Here is a 1,393-nt window from a genome sequence, read left to right as displayed (position 1 = left end):
GTGGTTGATGGGGTGGACGGCCCCCTACGGCATCAGTGTGCCAGAATGAGGTTGTTGCAAATCTCAGACAAGGGAGCCGTCCGTGAAGCAGATTAGCCGCATTGGAATGGATACGTCGAAGTATATTTTTGTGCTGCATGGAGTTGATGCGGCGGAGCAGGTGGTGCTGCGCAAGAAGCTTTCGCGCAAGCAGGTACTGGAGTTCTTTGCCAAATTGCCGCCGACGGTGATCGGGATGGAGGCCTGCGGGGCTTCGCAATATTGGGCGCGGGAGCTTCGCAAACTTGGCCATGAGGTGAAGCTGATGGCTCCGCAATTGGTGAAGCCCTACGTGACGCGGAACAAGAACGACTGGCGGGATGCGGAAGGCCTGTGTGAAGCGATGAGCCGGCCGAGCATGCGGTTTGTGCCGGTGAAGAGCGCCGAGCAGCAGGCTGCATTGATGCTGACGGGAGTCCGCGATGGATTGATCGCCCGGCGCACTCAGTTGACCAATACGATCCGCGGCCATGCGGCGGAGTATGGCTTGATCGCGCCCAAGGGGCTGGACAAGATCGAGCCGTTGTTGGCGCAGATTGCGCAGGACGAGACGCTTCCCGCCATGGCGCGCGAGCTGTTTACGGTGCTGGGCCGCGAATACGAAAGACTCGAGGGCGAGCTGCAGGAGATCGAGGTCCGGCTGATGGCTTGGCACCGCTCCGATGCCTTGGGCCGGCGTCTGGCGCAACTCCCCTCGGTCGGCCCGATCATTGCGACGATGCTGGTGATGAAGACGCCCGATCCAGGCGCGTTCCGCTCCGGCCGGCACTTTGCAGCCTGGCTGGGTTTGACGCCAAAGGACCATTCCACCGCCGGCAAGACCAGGCTCGGCAAGATCACCCGGGCGGGCGATGAGGACCTTCGCCGCCTGCTGGTGATCGGGGCGACCGCGGTGATCCAGCAGGCCAGGCGTGGCCGCGGCCGTCACTCGCACTGGTTGCTGGCACTGATCAAGCGCAAGCCGCCGAAGCTTGCGGCCGTGGCGCTCGCCAACAAGGTGGCCCGCATCGCCTGGAAGCTGATGGTCACGGGAGAGACGTACGACGCGACGCGGATCAATGCCGCGGCGGTAGTCGCCGCCTAAACAGGTTGGCCGGCCGGCGGGCTCGTCCGCCGACCGACCCGGAAGCTGCAAGAGCAGATGGAGCGATCGATCGAGCAACGATGCGAGACAATCCGTGGGACCCATTGGCCGCCAACAGGTCGCCAGGTTGTTTGGAACTCGCATCGCGCAAACCATCTTGGCCCGCGATCTACCCGATCGCACTCACAGGCCGGACATATGGATGCAAGCGATCCGATCTCACTCAAAAAGCTCTTGTGCCACGGGGGCCGTCCACATATGGGTCCCTGC

The 1,393-nt window shown here is 63.0% G+C and carries 1 protein-coding gene; it reads left to right on the top strand.

What is annotated here, in order from left to right; genetic code table 11:
* Positions 1-82 precede the first annotated feature (82 nt).
* Complete coding sequence (locus CP49_RS07800) at positions 83-1,123, top strand: IS110 family RNA-guided transposase (RefSeq protein ID WP_057849711.1); 1,041 nt, start codon at positions 83-85, stop codon at positions 1,121-1,123.
* Positions 1,124-1,393 lie beyond the last annotated feature (270 nt).

It is taken from the genome of Bradyrhizobium valentinum (assembly GCF_001440405.1).
Lineage (GTDB): Bacteria > Pseudomonadota > Alphaproteobacteria > Rhizobiales > Xanthobacteraceae > Bradyrhizobium > Bradyrhizobium valentinum.
The sequence above is the reverse complement of the archived record's forward strand: the minus strand, read 5'-3'. Positions and strand labels throughout refer to the sequence as shown.